At 40.6% G+C, this 18,636-nt stretch carries 16 protein-coding genes and 1 pseudogene; 11 read left to right on the top strand and 6 right to left on the bottom strand.

The genetic code is table 11. From position 1 onward, the window contains the following. Positions 1 to 222 precede the first annotated feature (222 nt). The 4 genes from FTU98_RS06630 (at position 223) to dnaX (ending at position 6,308) form a co-directional block, all read left to right on the top strand. A complete protein-coding gene (locus tag FTU98_RS06630) occupies positions 223 to 1,614 on the top strand; it encodes a 3-oxoacyl-ACP reductase (protein WP_154320698.1) in 1,392 nt (463 codons plus the stop codon). A 142-nt stretch (positions 1,615 to 1,756) separates the two neighbouring features. Next, positions 1,757 to 2,611, top strand: coding sequence for a MaoC/PaaZ C-terminal domain-containing protein (locus FTU98_RS06625; protein WP_180050769.1), 855 nt, complete (start codon positions 1,757 to 1,759; stop codon positions 2,609 to 2,611). Positions 2,612 to 2,700: 89 nt separating this feature from the next. Next, positions 2,701 to 3,987, top strand: a complete 1,287-nt coding sequence (locus FTU98_RS06620) for a serine hydrolase (protein ID WP_179988633.1) — start codon at positions 2,701 to 2,703, stop codon at positions 3,985 to 3,987. Between the two features lie 65 nt (positions 3,988 to 4,052). Continuing rightward, positions 4,053 to 6,308: a DNA polymerase III subunit gamma/tau gene (dnaX, locus tag FTU98_RS06615; RefSeq protein ID WP_179988632.1), complete on the top strand. Its 2,256-nt coding sequence runs from the start codon at positions 4,053 to 4,055 to the stop codon at positions 6,306 to 6,308. A gap of 60 nt (positions 6,309 to 6,368) precedes the next feature. On the opposite strand, the gene FTU98_RS06610 is transcribed toward dnaX, so the two are convergent. Both FTU98_RS06610 and FTU98_RS06605 read right to left on the bottom strand, forming a co-directional pair. Next, complete coding sequence (locus tag FTU98_RS06610) at positions 6,369 to 6,818, bottom strand: thioesterase family protein (protein ID WP_004973275.1); 450 nt, start codon at positions 6,816 to 6,818, stop codon at positions 6,369 to 6,371. Between the two features lie 101 nt (positions 6,819 to 6,919). Beyond that, positions 6,920 to 8,080 (bottom strand): iron-containing alcohol dehydrogenase, encoded by a 1,161-nt coding sequence (locus FTU98_RS06605; protein ID WP_179988631.1) that lies wholly within the window; start codon positions 8,078 to 8,080, stop codon positions 6,920 to 6,922. A gap of 119 nt (positions 8,081 to 8,199) precedes the next feature. On the opposite strand from FTU98_RS06605, the gene FTU98_RS06600 reads away from it, so the two are divergent. The 6 genes from FTU98_RS06600 (at position 8,200) to FTU98_RS06575 (ending at position 14,818) form a co-directional block, all read left to right on the top strand. Continuing rightward, entirely contained in the window at positions 8,200 to 8,709 is a 510-nt protein-coding gene (locus FTU98_RS06600) for a low molecular weight protein-tyrosine-phosphatase (RefSeq protein ID WP_004973278.1), read from the top strand. 3 nt (positions 8,710 to 8,712) lie between these two features. Next, positions 8,713 to 9,753, top strand: coding sequence for a UDP-N-acetylmuramate dehydrogenase (murB, locus tag FTU98_RS06595; RefSeq protein ID WP_004973280.1), 1,041 nt, complete (start codon positions 8,713 to 8,715; stop codon positions 9,751 to 9,753). 6 nt (positions 9,754 to 9,759) lie between these two features. Next, on the top strand, positions 9,760 to 10,887 hold the full coding sequence (locus tag FTU98_RS06590) for a YdcF family protein (RefSeq protein WP_154320702.1): 1,128 nt from the start codon (positions 9,760 to 9,762) through the stop codon (positions 10,885 to 10,887). Then, positions 10,887 to 11,930, top strand: coding sequence for an alpha/beta hydrolase (locus FTU98_RS06585; protein WP_096900878.1), 1,044 nt, complete (start codon positions 10,887 to 10,889; stop codon positions 11,928 to 11,930). The genes FTU98_RS06590 and FTU98_RS06585 overlap by 1 nt, the downstream gene beginning before the upstream one ends. A 276-nt stretch (positions 11,931 to 12,206) precedes the next feature. Next, a complete protein-coding gene (locus tag FTU98_RS06580) occupies positions 12,207 to 12,911 on the top strand; it encodes a response regulator transcription factor (protein WP_004973283.1) in 705 nt (234 codons plus the stop codon). Continuing rightward, entirely contained in the window at positions 12,908 to 14,818 is a 1,911-nt protein-coding gene (locus FTU98_RS06575; protein ID WP_154320703.1) for an ATP-binding protein, read from the top strand. The genes FTU98_RS06580 and FTU98_RS06575 overlap by 4 nt, the downstream gene beginning before the upstream one ends. 33 nt (positions 14,819 to 14,851) lie before the next feature. Here FTU98_RS06575 and FTU98_RS06570 read toward each other — a convergent pair whose 3' ends face one another. From FTU98_RS06570 to FTU98_RS06560, 3 genes are all read right to left on the bottom strand, one after another. Continuing rightward, complete coding sequence (locus tag FTU98_RS06570) at positions 14,852 to 16,018, bottom strand: cupin domain-containing protein (protein ID WP_154320704.1); 1,167 nt, start codon at positions 16,016 to 16,018, stop codon at positions 14,852 to 14,854. Between the two features lie 120 nt (positions 16,019 to 16,138). Beyond that, on the bottom strand, positions 16,139 to 16,732 hold the full coding sequence (locus tag FTU98_RS06565) for a nucleoside triphosphate pyrophosphatase (protein ID WP_026438423.1): 594 nt from the start codon (positions 16,730 to 16,732) through the stop codon (positions 16,139 to 16,141). Between the two features lie 7 nt (positions 16,733 to 16,739). Then, positions 16,740 to 17,123, bottom strand: a complete 384-nt coding sequence (locus FTU98_RS06560; RefSeq protein WP_004973294.1) for a DUF2237 family protein — start codon at positions 17,121 to 17,123, stop codon at positions 16,740 to 16,742. Between the two features lie 139 nt (positions 17,124 to 17,262). Here FTU98_RS06560 and FTU98_RS06555 point away from each other — a divergent pair, with 139 nt between their 5' ends. Beyond that, the gene (locus FTU98_RS06555) at positions 17,263 to 18,450 is read left to right on the top strand and encodes a phosphoglycerate kinase (RefSeq protein ID WP_004973295.1); all 1,188 of its coding nucleotides are present in this window, start codon (positions 17,263 to 17,265) and stop codon (positions 18,448 to 18,450) included. 66 nt (positions 18,451 to 18,516) lie between these two features. Here FTU98_RS06555 and FTU98_RS06550 read toward each other — a convergent pair. Further along, a pseudogene (locus tag FTU98_RS06550) lies at positions 18,517 to 18,636 on the bottom strand (IS30 family transposase); the annotation flags it as partial.

Raw genomic sequence — 18,636 nt, 5'->3', positions numbered from 1 at the left:
GTTAAGGGTCTACTTGATGCGTACATTAGCACAATAGTATGACAGCTGAATTGACTACAATGACATTGCAGAATGCATTCAGGTCAAGACATCTGATAATTAACTCAAGTATGATTTAGCACAAACGGGTAACGCTATTGAAATGTGGGCATTTGGCATCATATTGATGTTAAAAGATATCGTGTAATCCATCAAAAAATGAATTTATGAGAGATAATAATCATGACTGATCAATACCAAACATTTGCAAAATCTCCTATTGGTAAATTTGTCATTAAAAATTTGGGTTTACCATCCCCAACTTTTTTAGATCGTTTCGAGTCTGCAACACCAGTGGTAAAAGGTGCAGTACTTTTAGGTGCAGCCCCTGCAAGTGATTTATCTGCTGAAATTGCACAGGTTTTAGCCAATGTACATGCCAATAGTTATGCAGGCAACAATGCAGAATTGCAACAAGCTGCGGCAAAAGTAGGTTTAAATTTAGGTGCGTTCAATTCGGGCGATAAAGAATCTAAATTTAAAGTGGTGGTGTTTGATGCTTCAGGTATTGAAAACTCAGAACAATTAAAAGCGCTTTATGATTTCTTTAACCCAATCGCACGTCAAATTCAGGCTTCTGGTCGCGTGGTGGTGATTGGTACTACACCAGAAACTGCAGGCAGTGTAAAAAAAGCCATTGCACAACGCGCTTTGGAAGGTTTTGTAAAATCGGTAGGCAAAGAATTTAAAAAAGGCATTGCGGCTAACTTAATTTATGTCGATCAAGGTGCTGCAGCAAACTTAGAATCTACGTTACGTTTTGCCATTTCACCACGTTCAGCTTATGTGTCAGGTCAGGTGATCCGTGTCTCGAATGCTGCAACTGTAGAGGTAGATTGGGCAAAACCATTGGCAGGTAAAACTGCTGTAGTGACAGGTGCAAGCCGTGGTATTGGTGAAGCGATTGCGCATGTGTTGGCACGTGATGGTGCACACGTTATTTGCCTAGACGTTCCACAACAACAAGCAGATTTAGACCGTGTTGCTGCTGAAATTGGTGGTTCAACGCTAGCAATTGACATTACTGCTGCAGATGCAGGCGAGCAAATTAAAACAGCTGCCGCTGCGCAAGGTGGTTTGGATATTATTGTGCATAATGCGGGGATTACCCGTGACAAAACTTTGGCAAATATGAAACCAGAGCTTTGGGATTTAGTCATTAACATCAACTTGTCTGCAATTGAGCGTGTGAACGATTACTTATTGGCAAATGATGGTTTAAATGCCAATGGTCGTATCGTTTGCGTATCTTCAATTTCAGGTATTGCAGGCAACTTGGGTCAAACCAACTATGCAGCATCTAAAGCTGGCGTGATTGGTGTCGTGAAATTTACCGCACCTGTTTTAAACAACGGGATCACGATTAATGCCGTTGCACCTGGCTTTATTGAAACGCAAATGACTGCTGCAATTCCTTTTGCCATTCGTGAAGCAGGTCGTCGTATGAACTCTATGAGTCAGGGTGGTTTACCTGTAGACGTTGCAGAAACCATTGCTTACTTTGCTTCATCGGCATCGACAGGTATTAATGGTAACGTGGTACGTGTTTGTGGTCAAAGCTTGTTAGGGGCTTAACACCTTCAAAGTTCTCTCCCTTGGGGAGAGGATTTAGGAGAGGGAGATAAGGGGATAGATTATTAACCCTTCTCTCTAGCTTTCTCCCAGCGGGAGAAAGAACTCCATTAAATAAATTAGAAAAACTTCTCAAAGGTTCAGTATGAATACTCGCCATTTTAGTCAACTTCCAAAACCCTATTTAGCCTATCCAAAAGTGATTCAGGGCTTAATTTTTAAAAAGCCAAAAGGTGAAAAAGTTCTGCCGCAAGTTGAATATGTGGTGGATTCATTCAAGGTCGATCAAAAGCACTTAAAAGCCTATAATGCAGTGACAGGTTTTAAAAATAACGGCTATATTCCTGCAATTTATTTGGCTGTATTGTCACAAAGTCTGCAAATGCACATGATGACCCAAGAAGCATTTCCATTTGCAATTTTGGGCTTGGTGCATATTCGCAACCAAGTCAAACAAAGCCGTAAAGTTGGATTGAATGAACAACTGACCTTGTCGTGTAAATTTGGTGAATTGCAACCACATGATAAAGGCGTACAGTTTGATTTTATTACCACCGTTAAAGTAGGCAATGAGGTGGTGATGGAAGGTTTGACCACGTATTTAGCACGTCAAAAAACCACCACTAAAGCTGCTGCAAAGCCTGCAGAAAGCAAAGCGCTAAACTATGCCGTTCAAGCTGAATGGGATATTTCTGAAAATACAGGTCGCCGTTATGCTTTAACGTCTGGCGATTTTAACTTAATTCATATCCACGCGATTACTGCAAAAGCATTTGGCTTTAAACAAGCGATTGCGCACGGCATGTGGAGCAAAGCCAAAGCCTTATCGAGTTTGACTTTGCCAGATGCCTATGAAGCCGATGTCTGGTTTAAGTTACCTATGTATTTGCCATCTAAAGTTGAGTTTTTAACTGCAACGGACGCTAAAAATACAGATTTTTTAATTCGTAACAGTAAAAACCAAAAACCGCATGTGACAGGTGTTGTCACCGCGCTTTAATTCAGTGATCGAAAGCCCAGATTATTTAAATTTGGGCTTTTTATTTGCGCTAAACTTTTATTAACAAGAAAAACGAGATAAACAGGACGATGCAACATTTAAAGGATTATATTTTTGCTGAAACTGAAAATTATCGTGGATGGGTTGCGCCTGAATTTCATGATTTAGCGATGCAATTTAGCCGTTTGCAAAATGCACGTAGCCAACAGGGCGGGGCTGCTTTAGCGGTGTACTTTCAAGGTCAGAAAGTCGTCGATATTTACACAGGCAAAAAGTCGCCAGATGAAGACTGGCAAGCCGATACCTTATCTGTATGTTATTCCACAGGCAAAGGTGTATTAGCGACACTGGCACATATTTTGGTCAGTCAAGGACTGGTCGATTACGATACTCCCATTTATATATACTGGCCTGAATTCGCCCAAAATGGCAAAGCATTGATGACCTTAAGGCATGTGCTGAGTCATCAAAGTGGTTTATATGACATCCGTAATATCATTGCCGATGCGACTGAAATGGCAGATTGGTCGCACATGCTGGATGTGTTGGCTCAAGCCAAGCCACGTTTTGATGTAGCAAGTGAGGCAGCGTATCAACCTTTAACTTTTGGCTGGCTGGTCGGTGGGATTTTAGAAAAAGCTACAGGTCAAAAATTGGCTGAATTGATGCAGCAATACTTGGTTGAATCTTTGGCTTTGGATGGGGCGTATTTTGGTGTGCCTGCGTCTGAGCTTTCCCGTGTCGCACGACCATTTAAAACTGCTGTGACATCAGCGCAAACAGATGCATCATCTACAAATAAACAGACAGCTAAAGTTAAAAACCAAGCTAAATCGAGCAAACGTCCTGTATCAATATTCGATAAAGTCATTGCATGGAGTGGGCAAAATCCGCAAGACTTTCAGGATGGCATGATTCCCAAAGGCATGAAAAATTTTAGTTTTTTTAGTGATACAGGCTTACAAGCCGTGATTCCTGCTGCCAATGGTGTATTTACTGCACAAAGTTTGGCACGTATTTATGCCATGTTGGCGCAGGGTGGATCATGGCAAGGTCAGCAATTGATTCAGCCTGAAGTTTTTCAGAAATTGAGCCAAGTGCAATATGTGCAGCGTGATCGGGTTATGCCTATCCCGATGCATTGGCGATTGGGCTATCACCGCGTATTAAGTTTGGGTAAGCGCTCTCACGGTTTTGGACACATGGGTTTTAATGGTTCAGGCGCGTGGTGTGATCCTGACCGTCAACTCAGTTTTGCCTATACCCATAATTTTGCTGCAGGTTCTTTAATTGGTGATTATCGACTTTGGGGACTGAGTCAGGAAGCCATTCGCTGTGCAGATCGGCAATTGCAAGGGCGTAAAGGCTGGTTTTAGGCGTGATTGTACGTTCACTCTTTGCCAAAAAAACAGTATGCTTAGACCTGTAAAAAGGAGCATTCATGTATCAGGTACTTGCGCGTAAATATCGTCCTCGTAATTTTAATGAATTGGTGGGACAAAACCATGTATCACGGGCATTGACCAGTGCTTTGGAACGTGGGCGTTTGCACCATGCTTATCTTTTTACGGGAACACGTGGTGTAGGTAAAACTACCATTGCGCGTATTTTGGCCAAATGCCTGAACTGTGAAACAGGCGTGACATCTACCCCATGTGAAGTGTGTCCGACCTGTACTGCGGTCAATGAAGGTCGTTTTATTGATTTAATCGAAATTGATGCGGCGTCACGTACTAAGGTTGAAGACACACGTGAGTTGCTCGATAACGTACCTTATGCACCGACTCAGGGACGTTTTAAGGTTTATCTGATTGACGAAGTGCACATGCTGTCTACGCATTCGTTCAATGCTTTGCTAAAAACTTTGGAAGAACCGCCTGAGCATGTGAAGTTTCTGTTTGCGACCACAGACCCACAAAAACTCCCTATTACTGTGATTTCGCGCTGTTTGCAATTTACTTTGCGTCCATTGCAGGTCGATGAAATTACCAGTCATTTAAAGGATATTTTAGCCAAAGAACAGATTGTTGCAGAGCAAGATGCAATTTGGCAGATTGCTGAATCTGCGCAAGGTTCTTTGCGTGATGCGATGTCTTTGACAGACCAAGCCATTGCTTATGGTCAGGGTGAAATTCATCATCAAGATGTCAAAGACATGCTGGGCTTGATTGATCGCACCATTATCTATGATTTGATTTTAGCGATTCATCAAAACCAACAGCAGCGTGTGAGTCAGTTGTTATTACAATTTAGACAGCAAGCTTTAGATGTGTCTTTGGTGTTGGATCAGTTAATTTCGACACTGCATGAATTGGCAATCATGCAATATCTGCCAGATTTAAACCTAAAATACAGTGCTGAAATTAATCAAAAAATTCAGCAGCTTGCGGGTCTGATCTCTGCACAAGATTTACAGTTGTATTATCAAATTGCTTGTAAAGGACGCGCCGATTTACAAATTGCCGTAACCCAAGAACAAGGCTTTGAAATGTGTGTACTGCGTTTACTGGCATTTCGACCTTTGCAAGCCAATGAAGTGTTGGTTGCTGCGCCACAAAATACTGCACAAACAGCGGCTTCCCAGCCAGTTGCTCAAATGGAGCAAACTCCACAAGCTGTGGCAACTCAAAATACAGCACAAGCGGAACAGCATGTAACTGAATTAGATGCGGTTGCAACACCTGATCTTGATGGATTTGACTATGAGGATGACGATTATTCAGATCACACCACGACACAAACCAGTGTTGCAGAACCTTCTTCAGATGATTTTTTAGATGAGGATGAGCCTGAAGCTTTAACACATCAAGATCAACAGTCGATTCAAGCGCAACAACCGACTCCGCAAGCGCTACACTCAACAGCTGCGATTTCACCAGAATCTATGTCAGAACCTGCAGTGAATGAAGAAACTGCAATACAGGCTGAGGATAAGCAATCTGAATCTATCGTGTTTGATCCAAATGCAGATGCACAATTGTTTGGTTTAGATGAAGATGCCTCATCGGTAAGCACTACATCTGATGTGCAAAGTCATGATGATTTTTTACTGGAAAGTTTTGATGCCGTTGCACCGTTAGGTGATCTTGCTGCATCAGCCGAAACATCGCTAGTTTCATCTACACTACAATCGAATAATGCTTCACCGTCAATTACACAAAATGTAAGTAATGCAGAAACCGCTTTATTTGATTTAGCAGCGACTGAAGTCGAACCGAATGTTGCCAGTGCGACAGCACAACCGCAGCAAACCATAGCATCTAATGCCGATGATCAATTAATGCCGCAGGATATTCTGCGTTTACAGCCGCAAGTTTTAGAAGGTGAGTGGACTTTAGACAAGTGGGAATATTGGTTTAGACACAGCGAGTTGTCACCTGCCGTGCAAGAATTGGCGCAGCATGGCGTAATGACGGGGCAGATTAATGCTGAATCGGTTTTTCATATTCCTGAGCAATATCAGCAGTTATTGACTCAACTGCAACATGCTTTAGAAAGTGCTTTAAAAGAACAGTGGAGTAAAACTCTGTTTAAAGTGCAATATGAAAATGTGGATGACACGACACCGTACATTTTGCAGCAACAGCGCAAACAACGCGCTTATCAACGGGCTGAAAATTTATTGCATCAAGAACCGATTGTGAAAGATATTTTGCAAAACTTTGATGGCGAATTACATAACATTCAGTTGAAATAACCTGTTGTTAGCTTTTGTTTGCAGAATTTTAAGGCTGGGTCAAACCAGCCTTATTTTTTGCTAAGCGCAAGCTGAATCTGTGCTTTTATATGGCTGTAATGCTTCGCGGATGGAGTCAGGAATCGGGCAGTTTTGGCGTGTAATTCGATCTACAAATACATGCACCACTTGTCCTTGTGCAGCGGCAAGATTTTGATTGTTTTTAAAAATTGCCAAATCATAAATTAAGGATGAGTTTCCAATTTTTTGAATAGCAACACCTACTTCAATCATTTCAGGATAGGACAATTCCTGCAAAAAATGACAGGTGGAATTGACCACTAAACCAATACAGGGTGATCGTTTGGGTTCAAAGCCTGCTTTTTGCATCAGTAGGGCATTGGCTGCGCTGTCAAAATAGCTGTAATAAGTGACATTATTGACATGTCCATACATATCGTTGTCTGCCCAGCGAGTTTGGATGGGAAAGAAAAAAGCGTATTGCTCACGGGTTTTGGTGTCAGGTTTCACAAGTTTACCTATATTTTTATCAATGTGGTGTCATGCTTTAATGGGTGGAAATCATCCCAAATAAATCTATAAAGTTAAATACAGAACGTTAAGCGTAAATGTTAGGCATAAATGGCTTGGTAAATTTGTAAAGCATCCTGCATTTGCATTGCTCTCGGGTTGTTTTGTAATAAACGACTTTGCTGCATCGCATCTTCTGCCAATTGTGGCAGTATGTTTTCTGCAATGCCTAATGCATTGAGTTTTAACAACAAACCACTTTGATCTAAATGATTTTGTAAATGATCAATAAATAAATCACATAATCCATCTGTGCAGCCTTTGCTACGAGGGTCTAACCAACACATTAGTTCTGCATAGTATTGTTTTGCAGCAGGCGCATTAAACTTTAAAACTTCAGTCAGTACCAATGCATTGCTATGACCATGTGAAATATGGAAATGCCCGCCTAAAGGATAGGCAAGTGCATGCACCGCAGCCACAGGAGCATTGGCAAAGGCTTGTCCTGCCAGCATTGAACCAAACAGCATATTTTGCCGTGCTTGCATATTGCTGCCATCTTCAAGCACTAATTTTAAGTTTTGATCAAGTAAACGCAGCGCATGTTTTGCCAGAAAATCTGAATACGCATTTTTTTTGATTTTAGAAGTATAGGCTTCAATGGCATGTACCATCGCATCTATACCTGTGGCTGCGGTAATCTGTGCAGGTAGATGACGGGTAAAATTGGCATCTAAAATGGCAACATCGGCATATAAAATAGGAGAAACAATGCCTGTTTTACTGGTTGCACCTGTGGTGACAATGGAAATAGGTGTGACTTCTGAACCTGTACCTGCCGTTGTGGGAACTAAAATGAGTGGTAAACGTGGTGCTTTCGCATTGCCAACACCGTACAAGTCCGACAGTTGTTGAGTTTGTTCGGAATGACTCAGCACGGCAATAATTTTGGCGACATCCATCGCACTACCCCCACCAAAACCTAATACAACATCAATATTTTGCTGTTTGGCAAAATCAACTGCTTCTAACACAATCTGTTCTGCGGGGTCGGCTTGCACATTCGAGTAAATGGCATAGTCCAGTTGCAGTTGCTTTAAAATTTCTAAAATAGGTTGATGTAATTGTTGTTGTAAAATGCCAGCATCGGTGACCAATAACAAACGCTTATAATTTTTTTCGGTTAAAACCGTTTTTAGTTCAGAAATTGAACCCAATCCAGAAATAATGTTGCCAACTGTTTGAAATTGAAAATGCTGCATCGTCTTTATTCCTAATTTTTATACTTAATTCAACATTATTGTAGGGTCGCGATATAGGATTCATATCATAAATAACTTAACATAAGACTCTTAAAAATAAAGTAGCTTTGAGGTTGTTTATGTCATCCAAAACGCCATATAAGGTGTTATGTGTTTGTTTGGGAAATATTTGCCGCTCTCCAACGGCAGAAATTGTACTTCGACATTTTTGTGATGAACAACAACTCAATGTGTTGGTAGATTCTGCTGGAACCAGTAATTATCATCCAGGCAAAGCCCCAGATTTACGCAGCCAAAAACATGCGTTCAAACGTGGTTATGACTTATCTACATTGCGCGCGCGTCAGTTACGTATACAAGACTTTGTCGAGTTTGATTTGATTTTGGCGATGGATTTTGAAAACTTAAGCAATATTCAATCTTTAATGCGCCGTGCTGAAGCTGAACTGGGCAGTTTGCGCGCTGAAATAGCCTTAATGAGCGAACACGATCCGCATTATACGCAGCAAGAATTACCCGATCCATATTATGGCGAAGCCGATGGTTTTGAGCGGGTGCTCGATCAATGCGAGTCGAGTAGTCGCGCATGGGTGAAAGTTTTACAACAACAATTTGAATTGAAGGTTTAAGTCATGCACATTCACTACAACATGCAACTCAAACCTTTCAATACGCTCAATTTAGATGCAACTGCGTCGCATTATGTCAAAATTGAAAATATTCAAGATGTACAGGATGCTTTGGCATTTGCCCAGAAAGAACAATTAAATGTGCTGATTTTATCGGGTGGTAGCAATATGTTATTGCCTGAACATATTCATGCCTTGGTCATGCACATGGATATTCAGGGCATCGAAAAATGCGCTGAAGATGATGCAAGTGTCACCCTAAAAGTTGGGGCAGGACAAGTCTGGCATGAGTTTGTGTTGTGGAGTACGGAACAAAAGTTATATGGTCTGCAAAATCTGGCTTTAATTCCAGGTTTGGTCGGCGCTTCACCTGTGCAAAATATTGGTGCTTATGGCGTTGAAGTCGGTGAGTTTATTGAATCTGTGCAGGTCTATGATCGTGAATGCCAACAATTCAGCTCAATTGTTGCTGCAGATTGTCAGTTTGCCTATCGACACAGTATTTTTAAAGATCATCCCAACCGTTACATCATTACCCATGTGACTTTTAAACTGTTAAAACAGGCTGCGTTAAAATTAAATTATGGCGACTTAAAAGCTGCTGTAGGCGATGAGCAAACTGCTGAAAATCTGCAGCAACAAGTCATTCAAATTCGCCAAAGTAAGCTGCCTAATCCTGCAGAATATCCAAATGTAGGTAGTTTCTTTAAAAATCCTGTGATTTCGACTCAGCAATTTGACCAAATTGCAGCACAATTTCCAAATTTACCCCATTACCCACAGCCGAATGCGCAAGTTAAAATTGCAGCAGGCTGGTTGATTGATCAAGCTGGCTGGAAGGGAAAACAACTGGGTGTGGTGGGTATGTTTCATAAACAAGCGTTGGTTTTAGTCAATTATGCCGATGCCACTTTGGCAGATGTGCAACACACCTATCGTGCTGTGCAGCAAGATGTTTTGAGTCGTTTTGGTATTTCACTAGAACCTGAACCTGTGTTATTTGATGAAACAGGTTTGATTCGTGCACATCAACCGGTAGGTTAAGTGAAGATGAAACAGAATCATTGGATGCTCAGATTGGTACAAATTGCTGCCGTGCTATTTGTATTGTTTGCAGCGTTCATGATTTTTATCTATTCACCTTTTTATTCTACTTTGGTGGTCAAAACGCTGAACACTTTGGTACCTGTAGAAGTGAATCAAGTGGCAGCAAAAAGTCAGCAAATGGCGGCTTTTAGTGATCAAGACAGCTTGGAACCCGGTTCAGATTTATGGATTGCCCGACAAGCTTATTTGAAGCTGATGGAGCAAGAGATTCAATCTGAAAATTCGAAAAATTTAACTTTAATTCAGGCTCGTTATAAAGCCTTACAAGCGCTTATTTTAGAAGAACAAACGCAAAAAAAATTAGCATCTGAGCAAGAGTTGCCGCAAGTCCCATTGTTGGTGTCTAATGCAGCTTCTGAAGCAGTTGTAGAAGACCCATCCGAAAATGTAAAAGCCTTGCTCAATTTGGATAGTCATGAAAATCAGGTACTCATGGAACAATACTTGGAGTTTTTAAGCACTCATAAAATTGCCGAAACCGAAAGTGAGCCTGTAGATGAAGAAATCTTTAAAGATATTGCTTTAATTCAGCAACAAAATATTCCAAAAATACCTGCAAACTCTAAACCTTATGCGATTGTGGTTTTAGGTGGTGGCTTAACTTTAGATGATAATGGCAAAGATATTGTGGTCAATGACTACACACGTTTACGTTTAGAAACGACCCTAGCGGTGGTAAAACAATATCAATTGCCGATTGTACTGAGTGGTGTAGAAGCACCTTATATGCAGCGTTGGTTAAAAAAATATGATGTCGAAGCAAAATTATTAGAAGATCGCAGCATGAATACTTGTGAAAATTCACGTTTTAGTTCTTTATTATTACAAAAAAAAGGGGGGGCGCCGACAGTGATTTTGATTACAGACCGTTATCACATGCCACGCACCCGCCGTTTATTTGCTTTAAATGGAATTGAAACGATTCCTGTCGAAGCTCCAATGCCGACTCAACTGACCGCATGGCGTCCAAGTGAACAAAACTATGATCACAGCCGCCGTGCCAATTATGAAATGCTTGCCGCCATTCGGGATGTCTTGATTGGTTCTAGCGCATGTCGCGAGGTGCCATAATGCCTGATATTCCATTTTTAAACCCAAGCGTGTTGAAGCAATTAGATTTGCCAGTGCCGAGTAGGGAAACCACACCACAAATTCTACAACCTTTAAATTTGAATCGTGGTTTTGAACCGAGTGTTGAGTTACAAGCCTATCGACAGCTTTATGGTTTTCATTTGTTGGACTGTGAACATTGGCAAGGCTATGTGCAAATGCCGTTGTTTAAATTGCATGTGCAAATTTTTCAACCCGATTTAAGCAAAACCAAATTTGATCAGGTGCAGGGCACGGTATTTCTACTGCATGGCTATTTGGAACATAGCGGGATTTATCAACCTATCGTCAAAGAATTATTAGAGCAGGGCTTTAGTGTTTTGACTTATGATTTGCCCGGACATGGATTGAGTGATGGTTATCCTGCCAACATCAAAAATTTTGATCATTATCAGCAAGTATTACATGCGGTTTATCAATATGTAAAAAATGCCGATCAATTGCCAAAACCGTGGTTGGGCATTGGGCAAAGTACAGGTGGTGCAATTTGGATGCATCACTTGTTGGAATTTGCTCAGCGCCGTGAAAATCCATTTGTAGAGCGTGTGTTGTTGTTATCGCCTTTGATTCGTCCTGCAAAATCGGCATGGTGGCATAACTCTGTTGGTTTGGGCATTATCCGTCGGATTAAGCGTGAAGTGCCGCGACATTTCCGACGCAATAATCATAATCCTGAATTTTTACGCTTTGTGCGTTTAAAAGACCCGCTGCAACCTAGAATGATGGGCATGGATTGGATTTTAGCCATGTCTAAATGGATGTTGGAGATGGAAGAACGTCCAGCTTGCCGTATTCCTGTTTGGTTGGCACAAGGGGCGCAAGATCAAACCGTAGATTGGCGCTACAACATTGAGTTTATTCGGCGTAAATTCCGCCTGCAAACCTTACTCATGTTAGAAGAAGGCTCGCATCAATTAATCAATGAACGTGCGGATATTCGTGCGGCTTTAACAGGGCTGATTCCTGCATTTTTACATGCACATAGCTCTAAGACTTATTATTAATTTATCAACCATCTTTTAAATACGGCTCTACATTTGCTTTGATGCTGTTCTCGGCATCAAAGCATATTTATGCTGCGCTGCTCATTAAAATGTGAAGCGATTTCTAAAATAAAATAGTACTTCACATTTATTTTTTATTTCATGCTCGAGTTTCATGTTTCAGTGCTATGCTCATGTTTATAAAATAAGCTAAATTTGAAAAACTCCTTAATTCTAGGGATAGTGTTTACATCAAAACGATTGATATATTTACAAACATAATCAAGGGGATGAATGATGGCAGAAATGGAAGCGATATTACCCGTACCGGTTTTAATTGTTGAAGATGAGCCTATTATTCAGTCACGTCTTAGAAAAATTTTGCATGATATTGGCTATCAAGATGACATGCTATTTTTCGTGAGTCATCTTAAAGCTGCAATGACGTGTATAGAAGATCATCCGATTGCTTTAGCTTTAGTCGATTTAGGCTTGCCCGATGGCAATGGTAAAGAACTAATCGAGCAATTACATTTTAGAGATCCAAGCGCATTAATTTTGGTGATTTCTGCATGGAGCACCCAAGACAGCTTATTTTCTGCAATTCAAGCAGGTGCAACAGGCTATGTGCTTAAAGAACGTGATGATGCTGAAATTATTATCGCAATACGCAGCATTTTAAGAGGTGGTGCACCGATAGACCCATTTATCGCCCGTGAAATTTTATCGCAAATTTCACATCAAAAAGTACCCGTGCTGACCGAAGATTTATCAGATCGCGCCGATGCTCAAGCATTCAACTCACATTATGAACAGCTCACCAATCGTGAATTAGAAATTTTAAATCTGGTGGCGCAGGGCTTAAGTAACCGTGAAATTGCTGAGCAATTATTTGTGTCGCGTTATACCGTTGAAAGTCATATTAAACATATCTATCGGAAGTTGTCGGTCACTAAACGCACTAAGGCTGTCAGTACCGCTAGAACTTTAGGTCTTTTATGATTCAAAGGCTTTGGCAGTGTGGTTTGGGCGTGTTGTTATTGTTCTGTGCGTGGCAAAGCTATGCGCAGCAAGTGGTGTACCCAATTAATCAGTACTGCAATGTGCATGTACTTTCAATCAGCTCTGCCAAAACAGCATCACATAATAAAAAACCTGAAACGGGTTGGGAAAATGTTCAACTGCCCGACGTTTGGGATGATCGCTGGAAAAATTATAATGGTGGGGCGTGGTACAAAATAGAGTGGGAGTGGTTTTGTGAGCGTGATCATCGTTTAAATCAACCCATCGTTTTTGCACTGAATTTTTTAAATAGTGCAGGGGCAGTTTATCTGAATCAAGATTTACTTTGGGCAAGTCAACATTTAGAAGAGCCTTTGTCAAAAAACTGGAATATGCCACGTTACTGGATTTTACCTATTTCAGGCTTAAAACAAGGTAAAAATCAAATATTGGTCTATGTAAATGGATATGCATTTCAAAATGCGGGTATAGGAAAAATAAGTTTTAATAATGTGCATAACAATATTGAACAGCACCAGCAAAGTATATGGAATAAACGTACTTTATTTGAAATTAATGCGATTTTATCTGCCACTTTAGGCATTTTATGTTTGGTTATTTGGCTGTTTTTACGCCGTGATCAGAGTTTTGGTTGGTTCGCGTTGAGTTGCATGTTCTGGTTATTATTTATTTCTCATTTTTTAACCACAGAAACCTTTCCATACCCAAGTGTATTGGTGGCATCTCAAGCCAATTTAAGCTTTTTTATCCTCTATGTTTTAGCTTTTAGTCTGTATTTAATTAGGTTTGTCAATCAACGCTTGCCAATATTGGAAGAAAGTATTTTTATTCTGAGTTTAGCGGTAATCGTTTGTGTGTTTTTAACACCCTTAGATTATGTCAAACTGGTATTTGGGATTGTCTTTTTAAGTTATGCCAGCTTACTAGTCGTGGTTTATTTTTATTTGGCGTATTTAGCGTATAAATCCCCAAAAACAGAAGTATATCTGCTGCTATTTTGTTTAACCTTGATTGGCTTTTTTGCGGGTGTAGATGTATTTCGTTTCAGTAATGCGGCAACGGCAAGTTTATATCAGCCATTATCACCGTATACCTCGCCAGTAATTACTTTATTTATTGCGATTATTTTAGGCATACGCCTAAAAAGAAATATTCAAAAAATTGAGAAATTTAATCAAGATTTAGAGCTTAAAGTTTTTGAAGTCAGTGATGATTTAAAACGCAGTATGTCAGAAAAGCATTATTTAGAATTGGAAAATGTGCGTTTGCAAGAGCGGATTCATCTATCGCATGATTTGCATGATGGTTTGGGTGCATCTTTGGTACGTTCCATGATTATGGTCGACCAAAGCGAACAGAACATGAGTAATCAGCAGTTCTTATCTATGCTGAAATTACTGCGTGATGATTTACGTCAAATTATTGATAGTGGTTCTTCCATTGGTTCTAAAGTGCCTGAAAATCCTAAAATTTGGGTTGCGCCAGTACGTCATCGTTTTAGTCAATTGATGGATGAAATGGATATTCATTCCAAGTGGGATTTTCCAAATGAATGGGTGATTGAGCCGAATTCGTTACAGTGCTTAACTTTGATGCGGGTATTAGAAGAAAGTTTAACCAATGTGATTAAACACAGCCAAGCCAAGCATGTATCCGTCAGTATGCAATTTGTACCGCCTAAGCAATTGGTACTTAAAATTCAGGATGATGGTGTAGGTTTTGAAGCCAATAGCGTGCTTGAACATGGCATGAGTATTGGGATGCGCAGTATGAAAATGCGTTTAGAACGGGTTGGAGGGCAATTAAAATTAAATTCGACACCTGGCTATACGTTAATTCAGGCAGTTTTAACTTTAGATCCCGCTTATCTAAATTCCCCAAGATGAATTGATCATCTTGAGGGGGCTGAAACGAATATTTTAAGCGTCTTCAGCAGGTAACAACATTAAAATGGATTCATTGAGCAGTTGTACCAAATCTTCCAAAATATTTGCGTCGTAAAGGTTTTCATCGAGCAGCACGCGTTCACCATTGGCAATTTTTTGCAGCGTAGGGATAGATGCTTCTGCGACACAAATCGCTTCACCATTCGCCCAAAATAAAACTTCATCTAGCTGATTTGCATAAAGTAGGCGAGAGGCGGGTTCCAACATGATTTGATAACCCTGATCTAGCGCATCTTCTAAATCGCCTACACCTATTTCATCTACTTCAGGAATATTTTCAGGATATTTCGGTTCAGACATTAAGCTTAAAATCGCATCATCCAACACCGATGAGTTTTGTAAACGCGCCCACAATTCTGCTTTCAGATAATCCAATTCTGTCGCAGTCATTTCGCCAATTTGGGTATTTTTTTTACGAACAAGGTCTTGTAGTGGCGTGCGTAACATTTCATCGGCAGAGAATTTATCGCTCACTCGATCCATCATTTCACTAATATTCGGCATGCGGAAACCGAACGAGAACGTCAGACAATCATCTTCCGCCACGCCATAATGTGCCAAACCCGGTGGCACATAGAGTAAATCGCCAGGTGCAAGAACTTCATCAAAATTGACCTGCATTTCAGGCAATAATTTTAACGGTTGTCCTGCGACAAATTCAGTTTCAGCATCACACATTTGCCCAAGTTGCCAACGACGATGTCCATAGCCTTGTAGCAAAAACACATCGTAGAAATCAAAATGCTGACCTACAGAGCCGCCTTTAGGGGCATAAGACACCATTATGTCATCACGTCGCCATTGCGGAATAAAAGGAAATTTTTTCCAAAGTTCAGCGAGATCAAAAGAGTAATGATCAACGGCTTGTACCAATAGCGTCCACAACTTTGGCATTTTTTGAAAATCAGCCTTAATGAGCGGTGATGATTTCACAGTCCATTGATTTGGATCGCGATCTTTTTGTTTGATTAAACGGGCAGTCACATCTTCTTCAAGTGCCAGTTCCATTACATCACTAGGTTCAAGTAGGTTGGCAATTTCTGGGAGTGCATTGCGTACCAAAAGTGGTTTTTTTTGCCAATATTCACTTAGGAATTGTTCTGCGGTAATTCCGCCCAAAACATCTAAAGGTTGCGACATAAAATAGCCTAAGCAAGTTTTATCAATAATCTCAATATTGTCTGATTTGTCGCTGCAAAGGGCAAGGTGATTTATAGTCTTTATAAATATTCACGGCTGTTAAATTACACAGTTTTAAACTTAAGGAACCTGAATATTCAGCATTCTTAACATGCGGCATAACTGAATCATCGGCAGACCCATCAAGGTAGTTTGGTCATTGCCTTGCATGGCTTCAAACAGACTAATACCTAAACCTTCGCACATAAAACTACCTGCACAGTGTAGCGGTTGTTCCTTTGCAACATATCGTGCAATTTCATTGTCAGTTAAGCTGCGGAATTTAACTGTGTAGTGTTCTACAACCGTTTGTTCAAAGCCTGTAGATTGCTGCTGCACACTCAGCGCAGTGCTGAAATAAACCGTTTGACCTGAATTGGCTTGTAATTGTTGTATAGCTTTTTCTGAAGTGAGCGGTTTACCTATAAAAATATCTGGCTGCTGTTCACGCCATGCCACTTGATCTGAACCAATCACAATTGCATCAGGATATTGCTGCGCAATACAGTGTGCTTTTTCAAAAGCCAAGCGTCGCGCCAAATTATCTGCATGCAATTCACCCTGTGCAGATTCATCAATATCAGGTGAAATTGACTTATACGCCAAATGCAGACGATTCATCAATTGCTGACGAGTTTGACTGCCAGACGCTAAAATAATTTCAGGATGTTGCATCAGATCATCACACCGCATAATCCATCAAAATATCTAAAGGCACATAAGACAATACTGACTGATGACAGGCTTGAATTTTAATTGGTGGTGCTTGACCTGCCTGATAGGCTTCAACCCAACGGGTGACGCAAATACACCAGAAATCACCCGGTTGTAAGCCGTTAAAACCAACTTCTGGTACTGGCGTGATTAAATCATTGCCAATTTTTTGCGAGAAATTTAAAAAATCAGAGGTCATTTGTGCACAAACGGTGTGCTGACCTAAATCGGTTGGGGCGGTATGACAAAAACCGTTACGAAAATATCCAGTAATAGGATCAAAGCAACAACTGGCGAGAGATTCGCCCAAAACATTTAAACGATTGATATTTGGATCAGGATGAATAGACATAAGTGCGAGAAAGATGGTGGCTTTTCTCTATCATAATCAAAACTTTTGCTTTAAACAGCAATTCTACAAAAGTTGCTAACCTTTTTCTGCATAATCATTTAAAATCGTGGCGTTTTGATATCAATAAAGTGAGCTATACATGAACTTTCAGCGTATGACTGACCTCGATTTAGCAGGTAAGCGTGTCCTTATTCGTGAAGATTTAAACGTACCTGTTAAAAATGGTGTGATCACCAGCGATGCACGTTTACGTGCGGCATTGCCAACGATTCAAGCTGCTGTTGCCAAAGGTGCAGCAGTGATGGTGTATTCTCACTTAGGTCGTCCTGTTGAAGGTGAGCCAAAAGCTGAACAATCTTTAGCACCTGTAGCTGCGTATTTAACCCAAGCATTAGGTCAAGATGTTCAACTGATCACTGACTATTTAGATGGTGTAGACGTTGCTCCTGGTCAAGTCGTTTTATTGGAAAACTGCCGTTTTAACCACGGTGAAAAGAAAAACAACCCAGAACTTGCCGCTAAATATGCAGCATTGTGTGATGTATTTGTGATGGATGCATTTGGTACCGCGCACCGTGCAGAAGCCTCTACTGAAGGCGTTGCACGTTTAGCACCAGTGGCAGCAGCAGGCCCATTATTGGCTGCGGAATTAGATGCTTTGGGTCGTGCCTTAAAAACACCTGAAAAACCAATGGTGGCGATTGTTGCAGGTTCTAAAGTATCGACTAAGTTAGATGTATTGACTTCATTGTCTGATATTTGCGATCAATTAATTGTAGGCGGTGGTATTGCCAATACTTTCCTTGCTGCAGCAGGCTATAACGTGGGCAAATCATTATGTGAAAATGATTTGATTGACACTGCCAAAGCAATTGCCGCAAAAGTTTCTGTACCACTGCCAACCGATGTTGTAGTTGCAGATGCCGCTGAAATTAATTTTGAAGATTTCTTGGGTTCATTGGCAGCAGCGAAAGCAACTGTGAAAAAAGTTGAAGATGTTGCAGACAACGATATGATTTTAGACGTAGGCCCAGAAACTGCAAAAGCATTTGCTGAAATTTTAAAAACTTCAAAAACAATTCTTTGGAATGGCCCAGTGGGTGTATTTGAAGTTGATCAATTTGGTGAAGGTACGAAAGCACTTTCATTGGCGATTGCAGAATCTGCAGGTTTCTCTATTGCAGGCGGTGGTGACACTTTAGCTGCAATTGACAAGTATGAAGTTGCAGACAAAATCGGCTATATCTCTACAGGTGGAGGTGCATTCCTTGAATTTGTAGAAGGTAAAACCTTACCTGCAGTTGCGGTATTATTAGAACGCGCTTAAATCTAGAAAATTTATCAATAATTTTTAAAAAGGTTGACTTCGGTCAACTTTTTTATATTGGCGGATTCAAGCGGCAAGTGCAACAGTATAAAAACCAGCCATAACTTCACTCGGTGTATACCAACCTAGTGTTTTTCTAGGACGATGGTTGAGTGCAAATTCTATCTGCTCTATTTGTTCGTTTGA

It is taken from the genome of Acinetobacter sp. YH12211 (assembly GCF_013418015.1).
Classification (GTDB): domain Bacteria; phylum Pseudomonadota; class Gammaproteobacteria; order Pseudomonadales; family Moraxellaceae; genus Acinetobacter; species Acinetobacter towneri.
This window is presented reverse-complemented; position numbering and strand designations above follow the sequence as displayed.